The organism is Thalassobacillus pellis, assembly GCF_016908295.1.
GTDB lineage: Bacteria > Bacillota > Bacilli > Bacillales > Halobacillaceae > Thalassobacillus > Thalassobacillus pellis.
This window is the reverse complement of record NZ_JAFBDO010000002.1, coordinates 159,519-183,537: the sequence shown is the minus strand read 5'-3', so window position 1 is coordinate 183,537 and position 24,019 is coordinate 159,519. Positions and strand designations below refer to the sequence as shown.

The following is a 24,019-nucleotide window of genomic DNA, read 5'->3' as shown; positions in this document are numbered from 1 at the left end:
CCCTTGTGGTATCATGTTAATTTCTCACCCATATGCATGGCAGCTACACCGCCGGTATAAGACTTTACTCTTACGTTCTCAAGGCCTGCTCCTTCAAATAAGGCAGCAAGCTCAGACTTTCCAGGAAAGTCTTTCGCTGATTCGTGCAGCCAACTATATTCCTGGTAGCTCTTTGCAAACAACCTGCCAAACAAAGGCATGATATATTTAAAATAAAAATAATATCCCTGCCTGAATCCAGGGATTGTCGGCTGGGATGTCTCTAAGCATATTACTTTTCCGCCAGGTTTGACTACGCGCGTCATTTCTTTCAATACTTGCATATACTCCGGTACATTCCGCAAACCAAACCCAATGGTCACATAATCGAAGCTATTGTCTTCAAAAGGTAATTCCATAGCATTGCCATGTTGAAATTCCATTTGTGACAAACGGCCGGCCAGCTTTTTCCTGATTCCGACTGACAGCATATTCAGACTGAAATCCAGACCAATCACTTTTCCTTCCGGCCCTACTTTATCAGCTAGGGCTACCGTCCAATCTCCTGTACCACAGCAGACGTCCAGTGCTTTATCACCCGGTTTCACATTCATCTGTTTCATTACATCCTTCCGCCAGGCTTTATGGCGTTGAAAAGATATCACAGAATTCATGATATCATATCGTTTATATATTTTTTCAAAGACATGGTGGACGCGTTCTTCCTTCGTTTGCTGCATGTTTATCCCTCTTCTGCTACTTGGTTCTGATAGTGTTGTTCACTCAATGTGGTATGAACATAGGATTTCAAATTGTTGAAATGCAGGGGTAGATGGGAAATGGTCACTTCAAGACGAGAAAGATTCCTTTGAATCATCAGATCAACACTCTTCATGATTTGAGAGTAGGTAGTATTGGTCAGCCTGTCTTTTACTAACAGATCCAGCAATGGGGAATAGCCATCCTGTTGTACATTCCTCTGCTCATTCAATAATTTCTTTGTGAGTAGCCATTCACCTGCTACATCATTTATGCTGGCACGTTTTACATACTCGGCAACACGTTGAATTAAGAGGGATTCCACAGTTTTAAGCCCATTCATGAATTCCTGGAATGATTCGACATCTTTATAATAAAGTTCCATTTTCTGCTCGTTGATATCTTTTATTGCTGAAGCCAGTGTATGGATCATTGGTATATCATCCAGTTGGGAAAGCAGGTAGTAATACATTCCGCTGTAATAATCGCCAGCCAGAACAGTTAGTTGCCGATTTCTGACAGTCACTTGATCTTCACCGGAGTCAGACAACGAAACCAGATCATGGGTATCCAGTGCAATCTGTACGAGCATCGTAGTGATGATATATTGTTCTTTTTTGATTGGAGAGAGCCCCGTGTTGTCCATAATAGAGGTCAATATTACCAGCTTGTCTTCATCTATGATTGGGTCAGAGACGAATTTTGCTAAAAAAGGATGGCGAACTTTATCGGCTATTTTTTGTTTTAAGTGCTTAATATCAAGTTCTACTGTAGTCACCTGGATCACCTGAGTCCTTTCTGATAGACGAATTGAACCACAATCATTATAGCATAAATCGTTGTCCCCCGCCTTTGATATGTATTGGCAGATATACTTGTTAATCTGCTTCGTTTGTGACTTCCCCGTGACTTGTCTGGATTAACGCTTTCCCTCTGACCTTTACAGCAGAGGTATGTTCCGTGAATTGGGCAATCATTACTTCACCCTTATCCAGTTTTTCTGAATGATGAAACCGTGTATCCGTTCCTCTGGTCAATCCGATTACATTAACCCCATTTTCCAACGCCTTGATGACGAAAAAATCATTACCGGATAAATTCATATCCTCCACTCCCTTTATGTAATTTACTATCGCCTACATCCAGCTGGATGTCAAACCACAATATTATTTTTCACTCACCTGTCTAAATGATACATATATAACATCTATGAAAGGCACTTCATGTTCATAGAAAGGAACAAAAACGCAAGTGCTTTGCTCACCACCGACAAAGTTAAGCCAAGACTCGCCGTGACGGTCTTTGTCACAGAGAGGACCGGCTTGTGAGCGCAAGGGGCAGGCTCTAAAACTGGATGCAGCCCACTGTAGAGAGGCCTTCATAACCACTATTTTTTTATTTTCCAGAAAGTAAAAAAGGGTGCTCGGATGGCACCCTTTTTCGCTGGCCCTATGTAGATGATTATTTTACTGCATCTTTTAGGGCTTTACCTGGTTTGAAAGCAGGTACTTTGCTGGCAGAAATCTCGATTTCTTCACCAGTTTGCGGATTACGGCCTTTACGAGCAGCACGCTCACGTACTTCGAAGTTACCGAAACCGATCAATTGTACTTTGTCACCATCTTTTAGTGAATCCATGATTGATTCAAATACAGAATCAACTGCTTTCGTTGCATCTTTTTTAGAAAGATCCGCTTTTTCAGAAACAGTATTGATTAGATCTGTCTTGTTCATGACATTCACCTCCTCTCGGGCGATAATCTATTCTCAGGACTTGGTTCTGCTACCAATCCAGGAATATTCTGTACATGCTGCCATCCTTGTTGGGATGACATGCCTTATATTAAACGAGTTTCAGGTGAAATTCAATACATATCTTCCCCAAAAACCGCTTAATACCGCAATTTGACTGCATTTTCCTTGCTTGCAGTACATGAAGAATACCATATTCATAATTAAGATGCAAGAAAGCTCGAACCCTTGATATGACTAGGATTAACCCGATTTCTCACAACTCTCTTTACGATAATACGACATATTGATACATTTATCCTGCAAAAAAGAAAAAATATTCCTGCTAAATGCAAAAAAAACGTGTTAATAGGCTTATTTAAACCCATTTCTAAAAATATCGCCCGTTTTCCAAGAAAACAAAAAAACGGCCCTATATAAGAGCCGTCACAGGATAATAGCGATTAAACCACCTGATCCTTCATTAATGATTCTTTCGAGTGTTTCTTTCAATTTATATCTGGCGTTTTCTGGCATTAAAGCGAGTTTGGCTTGAATACCTTCCCTAACAATCGAGCTGAGGGAACGTCCAAAGATATCAGAATTCCAGATTGACAATGGATCTTCTTCAAAATCCTGCATAAGATACCTGACAAGCTCCTCACTCTGTTTTTCGGTTCCGATTATCGGGGAAAATTCAGAATGAACATCCACTTTTACCATGTGGATAGATGGAGCTACCGCTTTCAGCCTGACACCGAAGCGAGAACCCTGACGGATGATTTCAGGTTCTTCCAGTGCCATATCATGCAAAGTCGGTGCAGCGATACCATATCCGGTCTGTTTCACCATATTAAGTGCATCAGCGACTTGGTCATATTCGCGCTTCGCATGGGAGAAGTCCTGCATAATTTGCAATAAATGGTCTTTGCCTCTTATTTCTTCCCCGACAATTTCTTTTAGTACCACATCATATAAGTGATCCGGTGCCTGAAGATCAATTTCGGCTACCCCTTCACCAAGTTCCATTCCTGATAAATTAGCTCCTGAAATGTATTCATAGGCATCGAAATTCCCCACTACCCTGCTAACATCCCTGAGACGCTTGATGTCTTGAACCGTTTCTTCAATAGCTGACTGAAAACTTACCCGCAACCAATGCTCGTGGTCTAGGACCATTACCCAGCTAGGCAAGTTAACGTTGACTTCCAGGACTGGAAACTCATATAGTGCCTCTCTTAAAACACTATAGACATCATCTTCCCGCATTCCTTCAACAGACAGGGCCAGGACAGGGATGTCGTATTTTTCAGAGAGCTGCTGCCGTAAGATCTCTGTATCCTGATGATATGGCTGAACTGAATTGATGATCATGATGAAGGGTTTTCCCACTTCCTTCATTTCATTGACAATTCGTTCTTCTGCCTCCACGTAATCACTTCTGGCAATTTCACCGATCGACCCGTCCGTTGTGACCACCACACCTATCGTAGAATGATCCTGTATTACTTTTCTTGTACCGATTTCCGCTGCTTCATGAAATGGAATAGCTTCTTCATACCATGGCGTATGGATCATCCGCGGACCGTTCTCATCTTCATAGCCAATAGCACCGTTGACCGCATAACCCACACAGTCTACCAGACGGATATTCACGTCGAGCCCTTCCTCCACTGGTACGGAAACTGCCTGATTCGGAACGAACTTAGGCTCTGTGGTCATAATCGTCTTTCCTGCTGCACTTTGCGGAAGTTCATCCATGGCTCTTTCTCGTTCTGATCCTTCAGCCATTTGCGGTAAAACTACAAGCTCCATGAACTTTTTGATGAAAGTTGATTTACCTGTCCGTACAGCGCCGACAACACCCAGATAAATATCCCCATTTGTCCGTTTGGAAATATCCTTGAAAATATCGACTTTTTCCAAAAAAGATCCCCTCCTGATCTGCCTCGACTCTTAAATCTTACACGAGCTATGACATTATGATTCTATGATGTTGTCCTATTTAAATATGACTGGTCTTTCATATTTTATCGTTTTTATTTGAAGGAAAGGCATGGATTGTCGATAAGCAACGGCAATAGTTTCTTATATACTCTTTATCAATATCAAAAAAGCATAAGAAACGGTGTTGTTCGACCAGTCTCTTATGCTTATGAGCCATGATGCCCGCCTATGACTCCGACATGAAAACAGGTTCACCGTTTTCAATCGTATAAGGAGGTGAATAAGCTGGAACAAATGGAGAGTTATTGACCAATATATATCGGATATCCTCACCCGTCTGGAAATTATGCTCGTATTTTTGTAAAAAGTCATACAAATCCTTGCGGTAATCTATCAGCAATTCTCCTTTACCATTGAGATAGATTGGCAGCAACTTGTCTGAATAAGGGCTATTGACAGTAGGACGGGCTTCTAATCCCAATTGTTCATACTTGATTTCAAATACTCCTTTGGCTACTTTACTGCCATAAGGCACGTACTTATTTTTCGCCTGATACCGCTGAATTTTGAATTGCAGGGACCGAAGTTGATCGGCAAGCCTTAAGTCAATAAGCTTTACAGTTGGATTGTCCTCTGGATAAACAATGACGTATTGATATACACCGCCATTTTGAAAAGCGTTTCCAGGTATATCAGAAATGAGGTTGTTTTCTTTCAATTTCTGGAAATCAACGAGATATTTCTGGAATATCGGGGTATCTTGTGGTTTTGTTTGGATCGGTATCAATCCTTGTTCCTGTTCTTTATACTTACTCACAGCTTCCTGCACGTTCTCAAGCTGCGCCTGATTGGATATTTGATTTTTGGAAAGGCGGCTTTCCGGATAAAGACACCCAGTCAGCAACATTAAAACAAGAGGTGCCATCACAATATGAATTACTCTCATAATTTTCCTCCTTGCCTATTATCCCGTCGGCCCGCTGAAGACGATATAAATAATAATAATACCGGACAAAAACATGAATATGTAAGCGAATAACGCCACAATTCCTGCTGCAATTCCTTTCAATTTATGGCGGCTCAGCAAGATGAGCCCAATCGCCAATACCATAAAAAGGATACCGGCAAATGATATATACATATTTAACATTGCCACAGACATTTTGTCATCTCCTTTAAAACAGTAGCTGTCTACGACAGGTATTATACCATAGAGCCTGTCCCAGTCATCATTGTTTCTAACCCATGGGAAAAGAGACTATAACAAAGCTATGAAATGAAGTTATCTCTATTTTTTACTGGCCTTGTTTTCCTGAAAGGAAGAATAAAAGAGAGCTTCCCAGTGCAGTTCTGATAAAGGCCCAGCGTTTCATTCCATGTCGGTTTTGTTACAGCCTCTCGACTAAATAATTCCCATGTCAGCTCAAATAGAATTGTTGCTGCGAGTTATACTATGCAGTTGATGGTATGCCCGTATCCTCACGTGCCTAACAACTGATTATTTTTTAAATAATTGGTTTAGACTATTCATATCAAGTGGCATATTCTGGTTGATAATCGCTTTAACAATTTTGTCTTCCTTCGCTTTGGAAACTGGTTTATTAGCCATTTTCGATAATTGCCTGACCAAATTACGAATTGTCTGTTCATTAGTAAAATCTGCGTTTTTCACGGAATCCGCTACCTTGAATATTTCATCAGGCGTAACATTTGCATTCTTCTGAATTTGATCAAACAAATTCTTTTGGAAACCACTCACTAAAAGTCCCTCCTCGTGCATAACATTCAAGATATTATATGCATGCAGGGAGGGAGTGTGAGTGAGATCGCTGATTGAAATCAGGAGTAGCGTTCACCGAGAAGGTTGCTTAAATCTTCCATTTCATGACGCCGGCCTCTTGTCATTAATTCGTCAACAACGTCCTTCGGCTTTGCACCCTCAAACAAAATCCGATAAATACCGTCTGTAATTGGCATTTCCACGGATTGTTCTTTGGAAAATTGATAAGCTGCCTTTGTCGTTCTTACACCTTCTACCACCATGCCCATTTCTTCAAGGACTTTTTCAAGGTCATTCCCTTTACCCAGTAAATTGCCGGCACGCCAGTTACGACTGTGTGGACTGGTACAGGTGACAATCAAATCACCCACTCCTGACAACCCTGCAAAGGTAAGTGGGTTTGCTCCCATAGAAGTTCCCAGTCTGGCTATTTCAGCCAATCCGCGGGTGATCAATGCAGCTTTAGCATTGTCCCCGTACCCGAGACCGTCTGATATTCCAGCACCTAATGCAATGATGTTTTTCAATGCACCGCCTAATTCTACTCCTACAATATCCGGGGAAGTGTAGACACGAAATTTTTCATTGATAAAAATATCCTGTACTTGCTCAGCTGTTACAAGATTTTCTGATGAAACAGTAACCGTAGTAGGCTGGCGCTGTACCACTTCTTCCGCATGGCTTGGACCGGAAAGAACAACGATTCCCTCAAGCTTATCAGCTGGAAGTTCCTCGGAAATCACTTCGGAAACCCGTTTGTATGAGGAAGGCTCAATTCCTTTTGATGCATGCGTAAGCGTTACCGAATGGCTCAATGTGCTTGAAAGGCGCTGGCAAACTTCACGCATTGCTTTCGTAGGCACTACCAGAATGATATGGTCAGCACCTTCGACGGCACTATCGAGTACATGATGGGCAACAATAGCATCTGGAAGCTTTACTCCTTTAAGGTACTTATTATTGGTGTGCTTCTGATTAATTTCTTCTGCTTGCTCTTTACGGTGTGTCCATAAACGTACATCATTTCCGTTATCGGCAAGAACGAGTGCAAGGGCAGTTCCCCAGCTTCCCGCTCCCAGTACTGCAACTTTTTCCATCTCCATTCTCCTTTCATCAAGTCCGTTTTCTGGCTAATATCTTGATTGGAGTACCTTCGAAACCGAAAGCTTCCCTGATCCGATTTTCCAGGAACCTTTTATATGAGAAATGCATTAATTCGGGTTCATTAACAAATACGACAAAGGTTGGCGGCTTGACTGATACCTGGGCCGCATAAAAAATTTTCAAGCGTTGGCCTTTCACTGTCGGTGTAGGGTTCATTGCCAATGCATCCATGATAACTTCGTTCAATATATTGGTCTGCACCCTTTTAGCATGATTTTCACTGGCCTGAAGCACTTTCGGAAGCAACGTGTGGGTCCTCTTTCTCGTCTTGGCAGAAAGAAAAACAATCGGCGCATAACTTAAATACTGAAAATGAGCACGAACTTTCTCCTCGAATTCTTTCATGGATTTTTCGTCTGTATCGACCGTGTCCCATTTGTTCACGACAATCACGACTGCTTTTCCTGCTTCATGGGCATAACCGGCAATTTTTTTGTCCTGTTCGATAATACCTTCATCTGCATCAATAAGCGTCAAGACAACATCTGAACGCTCGATCGCTTTTAATGCACGAAGAATGCTGTATTTTTCTGTAGATTCATATATCTTACCTTTTTTTCGCATGCCGGCTGTATCTATAATAACGAAATCTCTTCCATCTTTAGTAAATGGTGTATCAATCGCATCCCTGGTAGTACCAGCAATATCGCTGACGATTACCCTGTCCTGGCCAAGAAGCGCATTTACTAAGGAAGATTTCCCTACGTTCGGCCGTCCGATCAAACTGAACCGAATGATATCATCTTCCTCTTCTTCTGTGGACATTTCCGGAAAATGTTTGACAACTTCGTCAAGCAAATCTCCAAGCCCCAGCCCATGTGTTCCTGAAATTGGGAATGGCTCTCCGAATCCAAGCGAATAGAATTCATAGATATTTTCCCGCATTTCAGGATTATCGACCTTATTAACCGCAAGTACTACTGGTTTATTTGATTTGAACAATATTTTTGCAACTTCTTCGTCCGCTCCAGTGATACCGTCTCTGCCATTTACCATAAATATGATGACATCAGCCTCGTCGATGGCAACTTGGGCTTGTTCACGCATCTGGACAAGCAATGGCTCGTCCCCTATTTCTATTCCACCAGTATCAATGACATTAAAGGTGGTAGTCAGCCATTCACCCTGGGCATAGATACGATCCCGGGTAACCCCTGGAATATCTTCAACGATCGAAATCCGATCGCCTACTAATCGGTTGAAGATAGTAGATTTACCAACATTTGGCCTGCCAACGATTGCAACTACTGATTTTCTCATGAAAGGGTCATCCTTTCTTTCTACATTTATCTGCAATTATTTTAAATATTTATACCGCAAAATTCGACATGTATAAATTAAAATGGAGGTGACCCCTAAAGCTGATGACCCATGGCTTGAATAGGCAGCTTCCAATTATTATGGAGGCATGCCGTGGGTCTTGCGCTTTTATGGAGTCAACCCCCCATGTGTCGATGCTGTATGTTTCCTTCATTATTTTAGCAAACATGCGGCTTTGAAACAATTACTTTCCCTAAACCACTTAGCGCATTAAGCTGTGTGTTTTTTCATCTTGATGAGTCTGGCAGAATTTTTGATTCGGTGCTTCCAAGTCCGCAGGGCAAACAGCATAATGAAAATAACTATTCCTTTTACACACAATACCAGATCATCAGTGGAGCCTATCACCGACTGAAGCCCATAACTGTATAATATATAGTCACTTGTAAACACGCCAGTAGATGAAATAAACAGCCACATTTTCATACGTAAGAGCGTATCAGCGGTTAAAATTGATAACATCAGATATCCTGCTAAGATAATGAATAAATCGCTTGCTAACATATACCAGACTGGGTTAAGGAATATAAATAATTGCACACTGGACATACTCAGGCTGAACAAAAGCAGATATGTCCACTTTTTGGTGGACAAGGAATTTCCCATCACCATAAAGAGACTACTTCCCCAAAGGTAGACAAGTGTCCAAGTAATGGAAACATCATCCATACTTAAGAGATGTCCAGTAAGAATGATGGCAACCATTAACCATATGGAATAGATACGGCCTTTGATTGGATTTTGATAAAAAAAGATTACAATAATCCAAATCATCCATAAATACCAGTAAAATTGAAAACTCATTTCCGGTGCCCTTTCCTGCCTTGTAGAACATCTTGGCATAATGTCATTGTATTGTTTACCTTTATCATTATGGTTGATTAAAAGGCTTTTTAAACAGCAAAGTCCCTGATGCACGTGCTTGTTTAAGCCAATTAGGTTACAGTGGTAACGCCGAGGGCTTTATTTTTTTAACTTATACTCGCTAAACGTATAAAAAAGATGCCCTGAAGTACTTATTCAGGACATCTTTTCGTTCCTTCTCTGGGTGATCCATTCTCTGGTTCTCCCGAAAAAAACATGAGGCTTGCCGCTCAGTTCATTAATATATTCAGCTTCTAACAGCATCATCGCAATCTTTACCTCCTGGTGAATGGTATGGATTTTTTCGATTAGTGCTTCTTGCCCTTCCTCCACTAAAACCTCCAAAAGACTGCCTGCCATTCCGAATGCCCGAGCACCTAATACAAGAGCTTTAACGCCGTCAAGCCCATGTCTGATTCCGCCAGAAGCGATAATATGGCTTTCCGGAAAAATATCGTTCACTTCCATGATAGAAATAGGAGTAGGGATACCCCAATCATCGTATGCAGACAAGGGCTTGTCTCTTCTTTTGTTTTCCACCATCGAAAAGTTAGTGCCGCCACGGCCACCGACATCGATATAGCTGACACCTAGTTCTTTCATTTTGATGGCAGTTTCCCGTGAAATACCAAAACCGACCTCTTTAATGAGGACAGGTACCTCAACCTGGTCGACTATTTGACTGATATTTGACATACGACAGCTGAAATCACGGTCTCCTTCCGGCATGACCAATTCCTGTAAGGGATTCAGATGGATTTGCAAGGCATTGGCTTCAATCATATCCACTGCTTTTTTCGCCTGATCTAAAGTGGCTTCACTACCTACATTCGCAAAAATTATCCCATGGGGATTTACTTTTCTGGTTATCCGGTAGCTAGACTCTTCTTCCGGGTTTTTAATCGCTGACATTTGCGATCCTACTGCCATAGCGATACCCGTTTCATGTGCTACTTCCGCTAAACTTCGATTGATTGCTTCCGTTTTCTTTCCGCCTCCACCTGTCATCGCATTGACGAAAAGAGGCGAACTTAAATTAAGTTCGCCTACTTCCGTGCGGATATTTAGCTTTTCCCATTCAGATGAGGTATGACTCTGATGGATGATTTGCACCTCATCAAAATGGTTGAGTACACTTTTCGGATGACTGAGGGCATGGCGGATATGGTCGATCTTACGTTCTTCTCGAGACATATCCTTCCCACCAACTTAGTTTTTATATTTGTCCAGTTTATTTCCAATCATATCACCTAATTGGAAACCAGAGTGATCGTCTTCTTTTTCATACTGTTTAAGCTCTTGGCGGCTTTCATCACGTTCAAGCTCTTTAATGCTTAATGATAGTCGTTTTGCCTGCTCATCAACATCAAGCACCTTTACTTTTACTTCCTGTCCGACATCAAGCACCTCGTCTGGTGTCCCAATATGACGGTTGGCAATTTGAGAAATGTGCACCAGCCCCTCAACGCCAGGGAAGACTTCAATGAAAGCGCCAAAGTTAACAAGACGTTTAACTTTACCTGACAACACAGCTCCACGCTCAACGCGAGATTCCAAGTCATGCCACGGACCTGGTTGTGTTTCCTTGTAAGATAAAGAAATACGTTCATTATCCCGGTCGACAGATAAGACCTTCACTTCGATCTTCTGCCCTTCTTCTACTACGTCTGATGCTTTTTCTACGTGTGAGTGGGAAAGTTGGGAAATATGCACAAGTCCGTCAATTCCACCCAAATTAACGAATGCACCAAAATCAGTGATTCGCTGTACTGTGCCTTCGATGACCTGACCTTCTTCTAGTGAGTTAAGAATTTCTTGTTTTTTGGAGGACTCTTCATCTTCTACCACAGCACGGTGAGAAAGGATGACACGATTTTGCTCACGGTCCAGTTCTACTACCTTGAGCGTTAAAGGCTTACCTTTATATTCATCGAAATTTTCGACGTAATAGGTTTCTACCAAGGATGCTGGTATGAAGCCCCGAAGTCCTACATCAACTACCAGACCGCCCTTGACGATATCTTTGACCTCCGCTTCGAAAACTTCACCGCTCTCGTACTTTTGCTCAAGATCATCCCATGCTTTATCTGCATCCACAGCACGTTTGGAAAGTACAATCTCATCATCTTCTACTTTCTTGACTTGAAGTTTGATTTCATCCCCTTCACTCACCACGTCTGCCGCTTTCTCTACATGGAGACTGGAAAGTTCACTGATAGGAACGATACCTTCCACTTTATATCCAATATCAACAAGCACTTGTTTTTCTTCCACTTTTACTACTTTCCCTGTGACGATGTCACCTGTAGAGAATTCCTGCATTCCTGATACTTCTTGATTCATTTCATCCATACCAAGCTACCTCCTTCAAAATCCGACACTACATCACTTCTATTAATGTCCTTTTGTCTAACTTCTAATATTTAAGTACTTTTGTCAAGTAATTACTTATTGGAATTATTGATTTTTTGTTAATTTTTTGATTTCTTTCATAATCATATCAGTTGTTTCTCTTGCAGTTGCTTTTCCATCCCTGTAGCTTTGCATATCAATCGGTGGCCCGTATACTACTTTCAACCGTTTGAATGGTTTATATGGACCGATAATGGCACAAGGCACGACCCAGGCTGTTGATCTTAATGCAAAAAAACCTGCTCCAGCGAGCCCTTCTCCTACTTCCCCGTTCTTACTTCTAGTTCCTTCCGGGAAAAGTCCAAGCACCTTATTTTCTTCTAATATTTTCAACCCGCCCCTTAGAGCATTACGATCACGCATTCCTCTTTTAACCGGGAAAGCATTAACATTGAGAAGAATAGTGCCAATAATTTTTTTTCTGAACAACTCCTCTTTAGCCATAAAATGTATATCACGAGAGCTAGTTATTCCAACGACGGGCGGGTCAACATTTGATATATGATTGGAACAAATGATTACCGGACCTTCCTTAGGTATGTTTTCCCTGCCTACGACTTTAATGCGGTATAAAGGATAAAAAATAACACTGCATAAGAATTTCCCTACTTTATATAAATTCATGTCGACTGCTCCTTAGCTCGATTTCCTTTCTACAACCTCAATAATACGTTCCACTACTTCATCAATAGAAAGGGAGGTTGTGTCGATTTCAACAGCACCGGCTGCTTTGACCAACGGGGCAACTTTTCTTTCCGAATCTATTTCATCCCTTTTTCTGATCTCTTCTTTCAATTCGATAAGATCAGAAGGAAATCCTTTTTCCAGATTTTCCTTATGCCTTCTTTCTGCACGCTCTTCTACCGAAGCGATCATGAAAATCTTAACTTCTGCATCGGGCAGCACATGTGTGCCTATATCTCTTCCATCCATGACCACACCACGCTTACCAGCCAGCTGCTGCTGACGCTTGACCATCTCATGACGTACTTTCCCATGTTTTGCTACGAGGGAAACATTATTTGTCACTTCCTGGGTTCGAATCTCATCAGTTATATCAACATTGTTAACAAACACCCGTTGCCCGTCCTGTTCCATTTCAAGAGCAATGTCAGTTCCCGATAATAACTCCTTGAGATCATCTTCTGATTCCAAATCAGTCTTTTTTTTAATTGCGGCCCAAGTTAATGCGCGATACATAGCCCCAGTATCGATATATATGTATCCAAGCTGTTTTGCCACTTTTTTTGCTACTGTACTTTTTCCGGCTGCTGCCGGTCCGTCTATCGCGATTGCTAGCTTTGTCTCCAAATCATCCACCACTCTCTTTCTCATCACTTGAAAAAAGACGCCTTTCCAGCAGAAGAAAGCACGTCCAATAAACCGTCATTTGTATTTTTATCATCGTGTCTATACGTGATTCCTTCAAGAACATCCTATTCATTTATCCTTAAAAAGAATAACATAAATCACCTTTAAAAATCCATTACATCCCCGGAACCATCCTGCTGAATATATACCCCTATATAGTCATAAACAGGCTGTATCTGGATAAACCATTCCGTATTTAGAAGTAGAAACTGTGCTATGATCAGAAGTAACCCATGAGCCAACAGTGCTCCAATGATGATTTTTTCCGTTTTCTTTAGAATTCCCACTTGCCCGCCTCCTGATTTTTTTATTGAACACCCTTCCTCTTCATGTAGAGCTGGCGCTCAAAACAAAATTGAATCACCGACTGACGGTCTTGATCCGAAATGTCTAAAAATTTAACCGAAGCTATATCTCTGCCATTTTCACTTTGCTTGATACGGACAATTCTCCCCGAAGCATCCACATAACGCATTTTACCGTCATACATAGGAAGCACAAGCATCATATCAATCTCCTGGAAGGCTTGAAGATTATGTAACGCTGGCAATACTACTGCAGCTCCACCACCACTTATATCCAACGTTATAGTGGAAACAGGTGAAGTAACTTCTCCATAAGGTTCTATGGCGATATCAACAGCAGTTTCCACCCTTACATACTCTCTTCGTTGTATTCGGATGATTTTATCCGGCTCAGGTAAATGAAAAACAAGAACAGGAATTTTTATTTTCTTTCGAGCCATAATCTCTGTATCGAACATATAAGCAGTCTGATCCTTACCGACGAATTTCAATCTGAATGGAGTACCTTCAAAAAAAATCCCGGTCTTTCCAGTCCTCTCGCTAATCGGATAAGTCAGATAAAGGAATTGTCCTTTAATCTCAACCACTTTACTTTTAAATCGATCCATTTCTTTATCCATGGTTATTTGTTCTAGACTCACAGAAGTTCCGATTCCTATCATCTTGAACCACTTCTTTCTGACTGGGTAATTAGTAATGCTTCTCTTATTATCTCAGAAAGAATAAAAAAGGGGAAGGGAATTATCCCCTTCCTCAGACTTCACTGGAAAATTTTATTTCTGTTGCTTTTAACTGTTCAACTTTTTCTTCTGAACCATCCATCGCATTTATAAAAATTCGATAGGTATTTCCATTCATGGTACCCAAGAACTCATAGCACAATACTTCTTCTGCAAGGTCACTTTCAATGATGGCCAAATTATGTTCTCTTATTTCGACATTTGGATTCACTTTAGACCTGGCTTGCTCCTCTGAAATTGCGGGTTTTTTGATATCCCTTTTCTCATGATTCATGAAATAGTCTCTTGAGGTCATTGCAAGTATATCTCCATTATCCAAGGCTGCTTTCACATGAATGGAATCGGGATAAATCCTTACCCCATCGATAGTACTTACATAGGTAAATACCCCTTCTTTTTCATACTGTCTGCTCTGAATTAATTCTAAACCAGGTAATTTGAATTGCTTCAAGTATTCTTCTGCTTTTTGCTGCCCCTCGTGAAGGCTTATTTTTGTTTTATTGACCGGACGTTCCACCATGACGTTCAATGGGTGTCCACCTTTAACTGATATATCAGCGTAGCCGTTTTCGTCACCTTTCTGATAAGAAACCATATAGGTTTGTACGTCTGCACCTTTGCTCGTTTTAGTCACATTCAGCTTCTGCCCCTTGTCAAGAGCAAATAGTTTTCTGGCAATTTCTAATGCTTGCTTTTCAGTGATTTCTTCCCCGTTCAAGCCGCGGAACTCATGATTTTCGCGAGAAACCCCTGTTAAAGTAGGTCCAGCATCTTCTTCACCGAAGCCTGCTACGGACTTTTCAACTGTTTGGAAACCATCAATGATGGTGTTATCTCCCTGTGTATCATTAGTAGCCAAAGCCAATTGTACATCCATCCACCTGAGATTATTCTCGAGAACCATATGCTGTACTTTTCTTAGTTCATTCTTAATCACACCACTTTGTTCATATAGTTGTTCCAGTGTTTTAACCTCTTCATCTGTCAGTGGTTTGTTGGAAAGATCACGGATAGCTGCCCGATACGTAAAATCACCTATATCATGAAGGAACTCCTCTGTCTTATTAAACGGGAGCAATGCCAGTGGCAATTGTCCTACATCTGCCTGAGCCTCTGAGGCCAGCCTCCAAATTTTTGCCAACTGAGGCGATAACTGCTGTTGAGTATTCATTGCTAAAACTGTCCCTATCTTGTCATGTAATAAGTCGGTATGATAGGACAAGTCGTGGAAAGCCCGCTGGTAAGAGTTTTCTGCCTGAATCAAAATCGCATTCTTATCCTGATGCTCCTGATACCCCCATACCCCTGCTCCGACAAGCCCAAGAGTTAAAATGGAGATTAATATCCATCGTGCCATGTTTGTCACCTCCTATTTACAGAAAATGTGTTTTCCGATTTGTTTGATTTGCGGTCTCGACCATATCCAGTTGGATGTCGCCGTTTTCGGATTAAAGTAATAAATCGCATTACCGGAAGGGTCCCAGCCATTGATTGCATCCATGACTGCACGTTTTGCTGTTTCATTTGGGGTAAGCCAAATCTGACCATCCGCTACTGCAGTAAATGCTCTCGGCTCGAATATCACTCCTGCAACCGTGTTGGGAAAACTGGCACTTTCAATACGGTTAAGTATGACTGAAGCGACTGCAACTTGTCCGACATAAGGCTCTCCCCTGGCTTCTCCATATACCGCATTTGCCATGAGTTGAATGTCGTTTTGTGAATAGCCGTTTGGGACATTGACAGCAGTATTGCTTGGCTGGTCAGCTTGCTGCTGTTTTTTCTCCTTGGGCTGCTGTTGACCTCCAGTATTTTTTTTCTCTACTTGTTGCTTCTTTGGAATACCACCATAATAAGTAAAGTCTCTACCTTTTCTGATTTGTTTTTTCACGAAGTTTTCATCGTACTTGCTAGCATCAGCCAGCTTTTGTTTTGTCTCTGACCCGGCAAGGCCGTCGATTTCCAACCCAAATTCGTATTGGAAATTACGCAGGGCCCAGTAGGTTCCCCACCCAAAAACCCCATCAATATTACCATTATAAAATCCAAGGTATTGTAATCTAGCTTGCAATTCAATAACATCGTCGCCAACTGCCCCTTGCTGGATCACTTGATTCGAAAAAGCTTCCACAGGTTTACCTGGGTACGAAGTGGTCATTATTATCATCATCAGCACTGCTAAACCAACGTACAGGAATGATCGCTTCTTGGACATTACTTGTTCTCGCCTCCTGGACCTTCTATTTTCATAAATACTAATGATAGCTTTTGAATGAAAGCATATTTTATACACAAAAAAATGCTGCTGCCTGAATTAGCTTCTGTAAATAGACTTCGGTTATAGCAATAACATCAGACACAAAAATCCGTCATCATGTGGCCACTACATCGAGGGGCAGGCGCTGGAGGTGACCGCTTCAGAGGTTATCCATCAACATCCATTTTTACCACATCAAAGACAAAGCGGTCTGTATGGAGGTAAAACTCCATACAGACCGCTCTTTCAATCACATCTTCTCTATTTTTTTATTTCCAGCCTCATCACCAGTAAGTCTGTTTTTACTCACTTTCAGCATCTGCAGCCTACTCTGCTTTCTGTTTCAAATACGACTCCGTATGATGGTTGGCCAGCTTGATTTTCTTTAATCCTAAGAACCACAGTCCGATCATGAAAGGGATCATCAGCATCATCCAGATATTAGTTGTAGTAGTTAAAATCATATCGTAAAGACCATGCAGAGCAACCGGAATCCACAATGCAAAGGCAAGACACAGTTTGGTTTTTTCCGTGTTGAATTTCGCCTTACCAACATAATATCCCATTAAAATTCCAAATAAAGCATGGGAAGACACAGGGAATATCGCTCTTCCCCACGCATATTCCACCCCATGAGAGAGAAGATACAGTATGTTCTCTACGGTGGCAAATCCCAGGCTGATTGCGACTCCGTAAATGATGCCATCATAAGGATGGTCGAACTCCCTATGTTTATATACAGCAAATAAGAATATGAACCATTTAAAAAACTCTTCCAGTAAACCAGCAAGAATGAATGATTGTAAGACGGGAGAAGGGATGATACCTTCAGCCTTGAACACATACTGCATGAACATTAACGGAAATACAAGGACTGCCCCTAATAAAAATGTACGTATGATCATTGGCAGCGGCTCCAGTTCGATTCGTTTCTTCAAATAGATAAATGTCATCAAACCTAAAGCAGGCGCTATCGCGAATGTCAATATGGTAAACATCCTCTTCTCACCTCCCTTTCATTCTAATTAAAATAATCGTATCATGTAGAAGAGAGAAAAGGAATATTTGATATGGAGCAGGTGATCGAATGAAAAAAATATTAATTATCCATACAGGTGGCACGATATCTATGAAAGAAAATAAAGAGACAGGTGAAGTAGACACCGGGGACGGCCACCCACTGCAAAAAATCGCTGCGGCGAACATTGAATCTGTACAAATCGAAGAAGAAATACTATTCCATATCCCATCCCCGCATATCACCCCGGACCACATGCTTACCCTTGGCAGGAAAATTCATGAACAGCTTGCCAAGAATGAACTTGACGGAGTGGTAATCACCCATGGAACAGATACATTGGAAGAGACTGCTTACTTTTTGGATTTATTTCTGCAAACGAGAAAGCCGATAGTGGTTACAGGAGCGATGCGTTCCAGTAATGAAATCGGTGCAGACGGACTCTATAACCTAATTACTGGCACCAGGGTTGCAGCGAGTGACGAAGCTCAAGATAAAGGTGTACTAGTCGTCATGAATGATGAGATCCATACCGCAAAAAATGTAACAAAAACGTCAACCAGCAATGTGGCCACTTTTCAAAGCCCCCAATATGGACCAATTGGCATTACAACAAAGCGGGATGTATTTTTCCACCATAAGCTTTCCAATCGTGATTCCTATCCAATCCAACAGATTAATAAGCATGTGTCTCTTGTCAAAGCATATGCAGGTATGGATGGAACCATATTCAAGGCTCTAATGAATAACCCGCTTGATGGGCTTGTAATTGAAGCACTGGGCCAAGGCAATTTGCCTCCTGACACGGTCCAGCCATTGAAAGAAATACTGGCTCAAGGAATTCCTGTTGTACTAGTGTCGCGTTGTTATCAGGGAATCGTGCAGGATACTTATGCTTATGAAGGTGGTGGAAGGAAATTACGGGAAGCAGGCATCATATTTGCGAACGGGCTGACTGGACCTAAAGCAAGAATTAAACTCTTGGTAGCTCTGGAAATGACTAAAAATCCTACAGAATTAGCACCTATGTTCGATTATTGAAATATAGTAAAAAACGAAAGAGCTTGCGGTTTTTCGCATGCTCTTTCGTTTTATTTAACTTCTTTTGGTAACAGCTTCTGCTATCTGCTTTCCGTGATGGCGTCCGTTTTCAATAAAAATTTCATTATTATTATAGCCAGCTGCAATGACTCCAGCGATAAAAATCCCTGGTACATTCGTTTCCATCGTATGCTCATCAAACGTTGGCCTTCCTGTGTCCGAATCCATTTCTACCCCCATTTTTGTAAGAAATTGATGGTCTGGCTGGTATCCGGTCATAGCGAAGACAAAGTCGTTGGAAATTTCATGTCTTTTACCTTTACATTCATAAATTACTTTATCTTCTGTGATTTCTCTAACATCTGCACAGAATTCCATGTTTATTACATCTTTCCGGACAAGTGCTTCGAATTCTGGCAGAATCCAGGGCTTTATGCTTTTCGAATACTCTTCTCCTCGGTAAAGCACGGTGACATGTGCACCTGCCTTAACAAGTTCGAGCGCTGCGTCAACCGCAGAGTTTTTCCCCCCGATTACGGTTACTTCCTTATCATAATAAGGGTGAGATTCTTTGAAATAGTGCTTTACTTTGCTCAGTTCTTCGCCTTCGACTCCCATCATATTCGGTTGATCATAATACCCCGTTGCAATTACAATTTGTTTTGCCTGGTAAACATCATTATTGCCATTCTTTTTTTTAGTGTGAAGGATAAAACCATTCTCCGATTTTTCTACTCTGTTCACTTTTTCAAAGGCATTTACTCGTAATTGCTGGCGTTTTGCGACGGTCCGGTAATAAGCAAGTGCCTGATTCCTTACCGGCTTCTGGCGTTCTGTTATAAATGGGATATTGCCGATTTCAAGCTTTTCACTTGAACTGAAAAAAGTCTGATGAGTGGGGTAATTGTAAATGGAATTGACTACATTACCTTTCTCTATAAGTAACGGTGTTATGCCGCGATTTTGCAACTCAATTGCTGTACTCATTCCACATGGGCCGGCACCGACGATGATTACTTCTTCCTGTTGCACGTTTTTCCACACCTCTTCACTGAAAATTATATTGGATAGATGTATTGTTTACTTTAGTACAATAAAATATCTCCTACCATATTACATGATAGGAGATATGTGTATAACAATCAAATTAAACCCATCCACGGAAGCGGGAGGCCTCGGCCATTTTGCGGACTCCAACCATGTAGGCGGCTAGCCGCATGTCCACCCTTCTCGTTTCAGCAGTATTATAAACAGAATTGAAGCCCTTCACCATGACCTTCTGGAGTTTTTCCTCTACTTCTTCCTCTGTCCAGTAGTACCCCTGGTTATTCTGTACCCATTCGAAGTAAGATACAGTCACGCCGCCCGCGGAAGCGAGTACGTCTGGTACGAGAAGAATTCCCCTGTCAGAAAGAATCTTGGTTGCTTCTAACGTTGTCGGCCCATTTGCTGCTTCTACGACGACGTTTGCTTTTATATTATATGCATTATCTTCTGTAATCTGGTTCTCGATTGCCGCAGGTACAAGGATGTCACAATCGAGTTCAAGTAACTCCTTATTCGTAATAGTCGTTTTAAACAGGTTAGTCACTGTTCCGAAACTATCCCTACGGTCCAGAAGATAATCGATATCAAGACCTTCCGGATCATGCAACGCACCATAAGCATCGGAGATCCCAATGACTTTTGCGCCTGCATCATGCATGAATTTCGCCAGAAAGCTGCCAGCGTTACCGAAGCCTTGTACGACAACTCGTGCACCTTTTACATCAATGCCCTTCTTTTTACACGCCTCTTCAATGCAGATGGTAACGCCCTTCGCTGTTGCCGATTCCCTGCCGTGGGAACCTCCCAGCACTATCGGCTTCCCAGTGATGAAGCCCGGGTTATTAAACTCATCAATCCTGCTGTATTCATCCATCATCCATGCCATGATCTGAGAGTTAGTGAATACATCCGGTGCAGGAATATCCTTTGTAGGTCCTACGATCTGACTGATGGAACGAACATACCCCCTGCTTACACCTTCCAGTTCACGGAATGACATTTCCCGGGGATCACATACAATTCCGCCTTTTCCGCCGCCATAGGGTAAATCCACGATTCCTGCCTTGAGACTCATCCAAATAGACAGGGCCTTCACTTCTTTTTCCGATACATTGGGGTGAAATCTCACTCCACCTTTTGTTGGTCCGACTGCGTCGTTATGCTGAGCTCTGTATCCTGTAAATATTTTTATGGAATCGTCATCCATCCTGACAGGAATTCTGACTGTCATCATTCTTACAGGTTCTTTCAACAGTTCATATACCTCTTGGGGATACCCCAGTTTATCTAGGGCTTTTTTCACTACAGTCTGTGTTGATTTAAGTACATCCAATTTATCGTTTGTAGAATCTGCTGGCTTATCGGCTACCATCAGTTTACCTCCTATATCGATCCGTTAAAAACTTAGCTTTCAGAGATTAGTATACACCTTCAATATGATTATGCAAACAACTAAAAATAGTTATTTTGTCGCTAATTGAATTAAAATTGTTAAGACTTTGTTTTAGGGCTGTTTTGGCTGATTGTCAGCTCTACGAACTTCTCAATCATATCTTCGTAGCTCCAGCCGACTTCCTTTGCTGAATCAGGGAAAAGACTTGTCGGAGTCATACCAGGAAGTGTGTTCACTTCCAATATAACTGGTTCATTCTTCTCTGTTACGATGAAATCCACTCGGGAATATATATCGCAGCCTAATAACTGGTGGGCAAGCACAGCTTGCTTCTGCAGCTCTTCAGTTACTTCTTCAGATAATCGGGCAGGAACTATATGCTCACTTCCTCCCGGTTTATATTTTGAATCAAAATCATAATACTCACTCTTCGGAATGATTTCAATAACCGGAAGAGCCTGCTCCTGTCCTTGTTTTCCAATAACAGGGACGGTCACTTCCCTTCCAGCAACATAGTCTTCAATCAGTACAGTATCATCTGATTGAAAGGCGCTTTCTATGGCTGCTTTAACCTGGCCCTGATCCTTGATGATTGTCAGTCCCAATGTCGAGCCTTCCTGATTTGGTTTTACCACAAACGGAGGCATAAATTTTTCCGTTACAAGCTTGGCTATTTCATCGGTGCTGCTGTACCGGCTGATTGTATAGGCTTCACTTCTAGCAGTAGAAATACCATTCAAGCTGAAGATCTGTTTCGATTTTGCCTTATCCATCGCCAGCGCCGAAGCAAGCACCCCAGACCCGACATAAGGTAAATCTAACATGTCAAGAAGACCCTGGATTCTTCCATCTTCACCATAGCGTCCGTGAAGTCCGATCACTACAAGGTCTACTTCAAGATTAATGATTTCCTCCATACGTGCAGGATGAAAATCTATCCCTTTTACATCATGTCCATTATTCTCGAGTGCTTCTATCATACCTTTCCCTGTAGAAAGAGATACCTCCCTTTCTCCGGAAGTTCCACCATATAAAACCGCTATTTTCAATTGTTACACTCCCCAATCCCCATTATCTGCACTTCCGGTGCAGAGTCAACTTCATATTAACACGTTCAGTTCAAAGCTTCTATTTAAATTCATTTAAAAAACATAAAGATGAACGGTGCATGGGTAGCCACCGTTCTTCAATTCTCTAATTCCGGCTGAATAAAGTAGTGATGAATCTGATTTACAGCCTGTTTTGCCAGAATTGTTTTCCCGTATTCATCTAAACGATAAGAAGTGATAATGCTCGGAGTACCGAATTCAGACATCAATGCAATGATATATTCCTTATCCATTGTCTCGATATCCTCTTCTTCAAGGCGCATGTAATATAGGTCCTGGTAGTAATCTACACAGCCTCCCCGTACTCCTAAATTATATAAAGAATGACTGACTTGGATAATATCTTCAAATTCACAGAAGGAAAAAATCAGTTCTTTGCTTTCGTCCAATGTCACTTTCATTTCAATGTAATCTTCATCCTCTTCGTCCAAATCGCTTTCTGTTTGGGTTACAACAATGAACATTCCCTGTGCTTGCAACAGGTACACCTGGACCAGTAAAGTACCGTCGAGTTCAAAGCCGAGCTCATCACTGGCCTCATACATCATGTCACTGAACAATTGATGGACTCGTGGTAAATCATGCCAAAGGTCTTCTTTGGTGAGCCCTCTTTCTATTAAATCATCAAAGGTGAGGAAAATTTTGAACTTCTCATTGGACATTCGTTCCAGACGCATCCCATCGCCCCCTGAAATCCTCGGTTTATCTTTATCTTATGCTATTATTTATCTTTTGGTACTTCTTTATGCTCCACAGGGATTCCCTACGAACTCATGAATGCATGGTTACATTATTTATCGGTTTTGTCTACCTATTTTTCAAGTGGCTGCATGTTTTTAATTAGCCATTTGTCCCATTCCTGTTTTGAATTTCCAACAAGATACGGTTTAAGCGTTTCCTTTTGTTTATCGGGCAATTGATTGCAGGCATGGCCGCCTAATCCGATACGAAGGGAGGGAAATTGTTCATGTAAAGCTCCGGCTAATTGGAGGGATAAGTTTATATTTTTCTTGAGGGTACAAGACATGAAGAGAAAGTGTGGCTCGATCTCCTCAATTACTACATCAATATCTCCTTCTGCAATGCTTTGACCCAGATAAATAACCTCATGTCCTTTCCTTTTCAGATACATAGCGAAAATTAACAACCCCAGTTCATGCCGTTCATTTGGACCACAGACAAGGAGCGCCTTAGGAAGCAGTTGATCGGAAGGAACCGATAACAGCATCATCCCAATTCGTGAACGGAGAAAATTAGAAGCAAAGTGCTCATGCGCGCTTGTAATACGGTTATTTTCCCAAAGATCCCCTATTTTGACTAACAGCGGTCCCACCATATCCATTACTATAGTTTCTGAAGTAAACAAACTGAAGGCATGATCCAAATGTTGTTGGGCGGACCTCTCATCAAATGATATTAATGCCTGAAGCAACTGCTCGCTTTTTCTTGATAGTTCATTGGTTTCTCTGCCCTCCATCGACGTCTCGAAAATCAACTGTTCATTATTTTCCAGCAACGATACTGCCTGAGAAATAGTAAAGCCCTTGTCCACCTTCTGGACGAGCCACCTTAAAATTTTAATATGTTCGTCGGTATACAGACGATGCCCAGCTTCATTACGGATCGGACGAATCATCTGGTACCTTCTTTCCCAGGCTCTTAGCGTGCCAGGCTGGATGCCAAGTATATTAGAAACTGCTTTAATGTTATATTTACCGTTTGTGGTCGCCATAAGCTTTCCTCCACATACACCATTTTACTAAATTATATACATCTGCATCC

Annotated in this window: 26 protein-coding genes; 1 reads left to right on the top strand and 25 read right to left on the bottom strand. The window is 41.6% G+C overall.

The window, feature by feature from the left end; translation table 11 throughout:
• Nucleotides 1–11: 11 nt before the first annotated feature.
• The 20 genes from JOC33_RS06735 to prsW all read right to left on the bottom strand — a co-directional run bounded on the left by JOC33_RS06735 (nt 12) and on the right by prsW (nt 17,627).
• Complete coding sequence (locus JOC33_RS06735; RefSeq protein ID WP_205091738.1) at nt 12–719, bottom strand: demethylmenaquinone methyltransferase; 708 nt, start codon at nt 717–719, stop codon at nt 12–14.
• Nucleotides 720–721: 2 nt separating this feature from the next.
• Entirely contained in the window at nt 722–1,516 is a 795-nt protein-coding gene (locus JOC33_RS06730; protein WP_338054485.1) for a heptaprenyl diphosphate synthase component 1, read from the bottom strand.
• 100 nt (nt 1,517–1,616) lie between these two features.
• Nucleotides 1,617–1,841 carry a trp RNA-binding attenuation protein MtrB gene (gene mtrB, locus JOC33_RS06725; RefSeq protein ID WP_205091736.1) on the bottom strand — a complete coding sequence of 75 codons (225 nt, stop codon included), beginning with the start codon at nt 1,839–1,841 and terminating at the stop codon, nt 1,617–1,619.
• Nucleotides 1,842–2,199: 358 nt separating this feature from the next.
• A complete protein-coding gene (locus tag JOC33_RS06720) occupies nt 2,200–2,472 on the bottom strand; it encodes an HU family DNA-binding protein (protein WP_037985717.1) in 273 nt (90 codons plus the stop codon).
• 444 nt (nt 2,473–2,916) lie between these two features.
• A complete protein-coding gene (spoIVA, locus tag JOC33_RS06715) occupies nt 2,917–4,395 on the bottom strand; it encodes a stage IV sporulation protein A (protein ID WP_205091735.1) in 1,479 nt (492 codons plus the stop codon).
• Between the two features lie 247 nt (nt 4,396–4,642).
• The gene (locus JOC33_RS06710; protein WP_205091734.1) at nt 4,643–5,362 is read right to left on the bottom strand and encodes a hypothetical protein; all 720 of its coding nucleotides are present in this window, start codon (nt 5,360–5,362) and stop codon (nt 4,643–4,645) included.
• Nucleotides 5,363–5,380: 18 nt separating this feature from the next.
• Complete coding sequence (locus JOC33_RS06705; RefSeq protein ID WP_205091733.1) at nt 5,381–5,578, bottom strand: DUF2768 domain-containing protein; 198 nt, start codon at nt 5,576–5,578, stop codon at nt 5,381–5,383.
• Between the two features lie 336 nt (nt 5,579–5,914).
• Nucleotides 5,915–6,175 carry a stage VI sporulation protein F gene (locus tag JOC33_RS06700; protein WP_205091732.1) on the bottom strand — a complete coding sequence of 87 codons (261 nt, stop codon included), beginning with the start codon at nt 6,173–6,175 and terminating at the stop codon, nt 5,915–5,917.
• Between the two features lie 80 nt (nt 6,176–6,255).
• The gene (locus tag JOC33_RS06695) at nt 6,256–7,293 is read right to left on the bottom strand and encodes an NAD(P)H-dependent glycerol-3-phosphate dehydrogenase (protein ID WP_205091731.1); all 1,038 of its coding nucleotides are present in this window, start codon (nt 7,291–7,293) and stop codon (nt 6,256–6,258) included.
• A gap of 16 nt (nt 7,294–7,309) precedes the next feature.
• Nucleotides 7,310–8,620: a ribosome biogenesis GTPase Der gene (der, locus tag JOC33_RS06690; RefSeq protein ID WP_205091730.1), complete on the bottom strand. Its 1,311-nt coding sequence runs from the start codon at nt 8,618–8,620 to the stop codon at nt 7,310–7,312.
• A gap of 270 nt (nt 8,621–8,890) precedes the next feature.
• Nucleotides 8,891–9,484 carry a YphA family membrane protein gene (locus JOC33_RS06685; protein ID WP_205091729.1) on the bottom strand — a complete coding sequence of 198 codons (594 nt, stop codon included), beginning with the start codon at nt 9,482–9,484 and terminating at the stop codon, nt 8,891–8,893.
• A gap of 216 nt (nt 9,485–9,700) precedes the next feature.
• Nucleotides 9,701–10,738 (bottom strand): type 2 isopentenyl-diphosphate Delta-isomerase, encoded by a 1,038-nt coding sequence (fni, locus tag JOC33_RS06680; RefSeq protein WP_205091728.1) that lies wholly within the window; start codon nt 10,736–10,738, stop codon nt 9,701–9,703.
• A gap of 15 nt (nt 10,739–10,753) precedes the next feature.
• A complete protein-coding gene (gene rpsA / locus JOC33_RS06675; RefSeq protein ID WP_205091727.1) occupies nt 10,754–11,896 on the bottom strand; it encodes a 30S ribosomal protein S1 in 1,143 nt (380 codons plus the stop codon).
• A 105-nt stretch (nt 11,897–12,001) separates the two neighbouring features.
• Nucleotides 12,002–12,580, bottom strand: a complete 579-nt coding sequence (locus JOC33_RS06670; RefSeq protein ID WP_205091726.1) for a lysophospholipid acyltransferase family protein — start codon at nt 12,578–12,580, stop codon at nt 12,002–12,004.
• A gap of 12 nt (nt 12,581–12,592) precedes the next feature.
• A complete protein-coding gene (cmk, locus tag JOC33_RS06665) occupies nt 12,593–13,267 on the bottom strand; it encodes a (d)CMP kinase (protein WP_205092450.1) in 675 nt (224 codons plus the stop codon).
• A gap of 164 nt (nt 13,268–13,431) precedes the next feature.
• Nucleotides 13,432–13,614 carry a DUF5359 family protein gene (locus tag JOC33_RS06660; protein WP_205091725.1) on the bottom strand — a complete coding sequence of 61 codons (183 nt, stop codon included), beginning with the start codon at nt 13,612–13,614 and terminating at the stop codon, nt 13,432–13,434.
• Between the two features lie 20 nt (nt 13,615–13,634).
• Nucleotides 13,635–14,273 carry a flagellar brake domain-containing protein gene (locus JOC33_RS06655; RefSeq protein ID WP_205091724.1) on the bottom strand — a complete coding sequence of 213 codons (639 nt, stop codon included), beginning with the start codon at nt 14,271–14,273 and terminating at the stop codon, nt 13,635–13,637.
• Nucleotides 14,274–14,385: 112 nt separating this feature from the next.
• Entirely contained in the window at nt 14,386–15,729 is a 1,344-nt protein-coding gene (ypeB, locus tag JOC33_RS06650) for a germination protein YpeB (RefSeq protein WP_205091723.1), read from the bottom strand.
• Nucleotides 15,730–15,741: 12 nt separating this feature from the next.
• On the bottom strand, nt 15,742–16,542 hold the full coding sequence (gene sleB, locus JOC33_RS06645; RefSeq protein ID WP_239534098.1) for a spore cortex-lytic enzyme: 801 nt from the start codon (nt 16,540–16,542) through the stop codon (nt 15,742–15,744).
• Between the two features lie 413 nt (nt 16,543–16,955).
• Entirely contained in the window at nt 16,956–17,627 is a 672-nt protein-coding gene (prsW, locus tag JOC33_RS06640) for a glutamic-type intramembrane protease PrsW (protein WP_205091721.1), read from the bottom strand.
• Nucleotides 17,628–17,716: 89 nt separating this feature from the next.
• Here prsW and JOC33_RS06635 point away from each other — a divergent pair, with 89 nt between their 5' ends.
• Entirely contained in the window at nt 17,717–18,688 is a 972-nt protein-coding gene (locus tag JOC33_RS06635; protein ID WP_205091720.1) for an asparaginase, read from the top strand.
• A 54-nt stretch (nt 18,689–18,742) separates the two neighbouring features.
• Here JOC33_RS06635 and JOC33_RS06630 read toward each other — a convergent pair whose 3' ends face one another.
• From JOC33_RS06630 to JOC33_RS06610, 5 genes are all read right to left on the bottom strand, one after another.
• The gene (locus tag JOC33_RS06630; protein WP_205091719.1) at nt 18,743–19,720 is read right to left on the bottom strand and encodes a YpdA family putative bacillithiol disulfide reductase; all 978 of its coding nucleotides are present in this window, start codon (nt 19,718–19,720) and stop codon (nt 18,743–18,745) included.
• 115 nt (nt 19,721–19,835) lie between these two features.
• Nucleotides 19,836–21,107: a Glu/Leu/Phe/Val family dehydrogenase gene (locus JOC33_RS06625; protein ID WP_205091718.1), complete on the bottom strand. Its 1,272-nt coding sequence runs from the start codon at nt 21,105–21,107 to the stop codon at nt 19,836–19,838.
• 119 nt (nt 21,108–21,226) lie between these two features.
• Nucleotides 21,227–22,177 (bottom strand): D-alanine--D-alanine ligase family protein, encoded by a 951-nt coding sequence (locus JOC33_RS06620; protein ID WP_205091717.1) that lies wholly within the window; start codon nt 22,175–22,177, stop codon nt 21,227–21,229.
• A gap of 137 nt (nt 22,178–22,314) precedes the next feature.
• Nucleotides 22,315–22,914: a genetic competence negative regulator gene (locus JOC33_RS06615; protein WP_205091716.1), complete on the bottom strand. Its 600-nt coding sequence runs from the start codon at nt 22,912–22,914 to the stop codon at nt 22,315–22,317.
• Between the two features lie 134 nt (nt 22,915–23,048).
• Nucleotides 23,049–23,969: a MerR family transcriptional regulator gene (locus JOC33_RS06610; protein ID WP_205091715.1), complete on the bottom strand. Its 921-nt coding sequence runs from the start codon at nt 23,967–23,969 to the stop codon at nt 23,049–23,051.
• Nucleotides 23,970–24,019 lie beyond the last annotated feature (50 nt).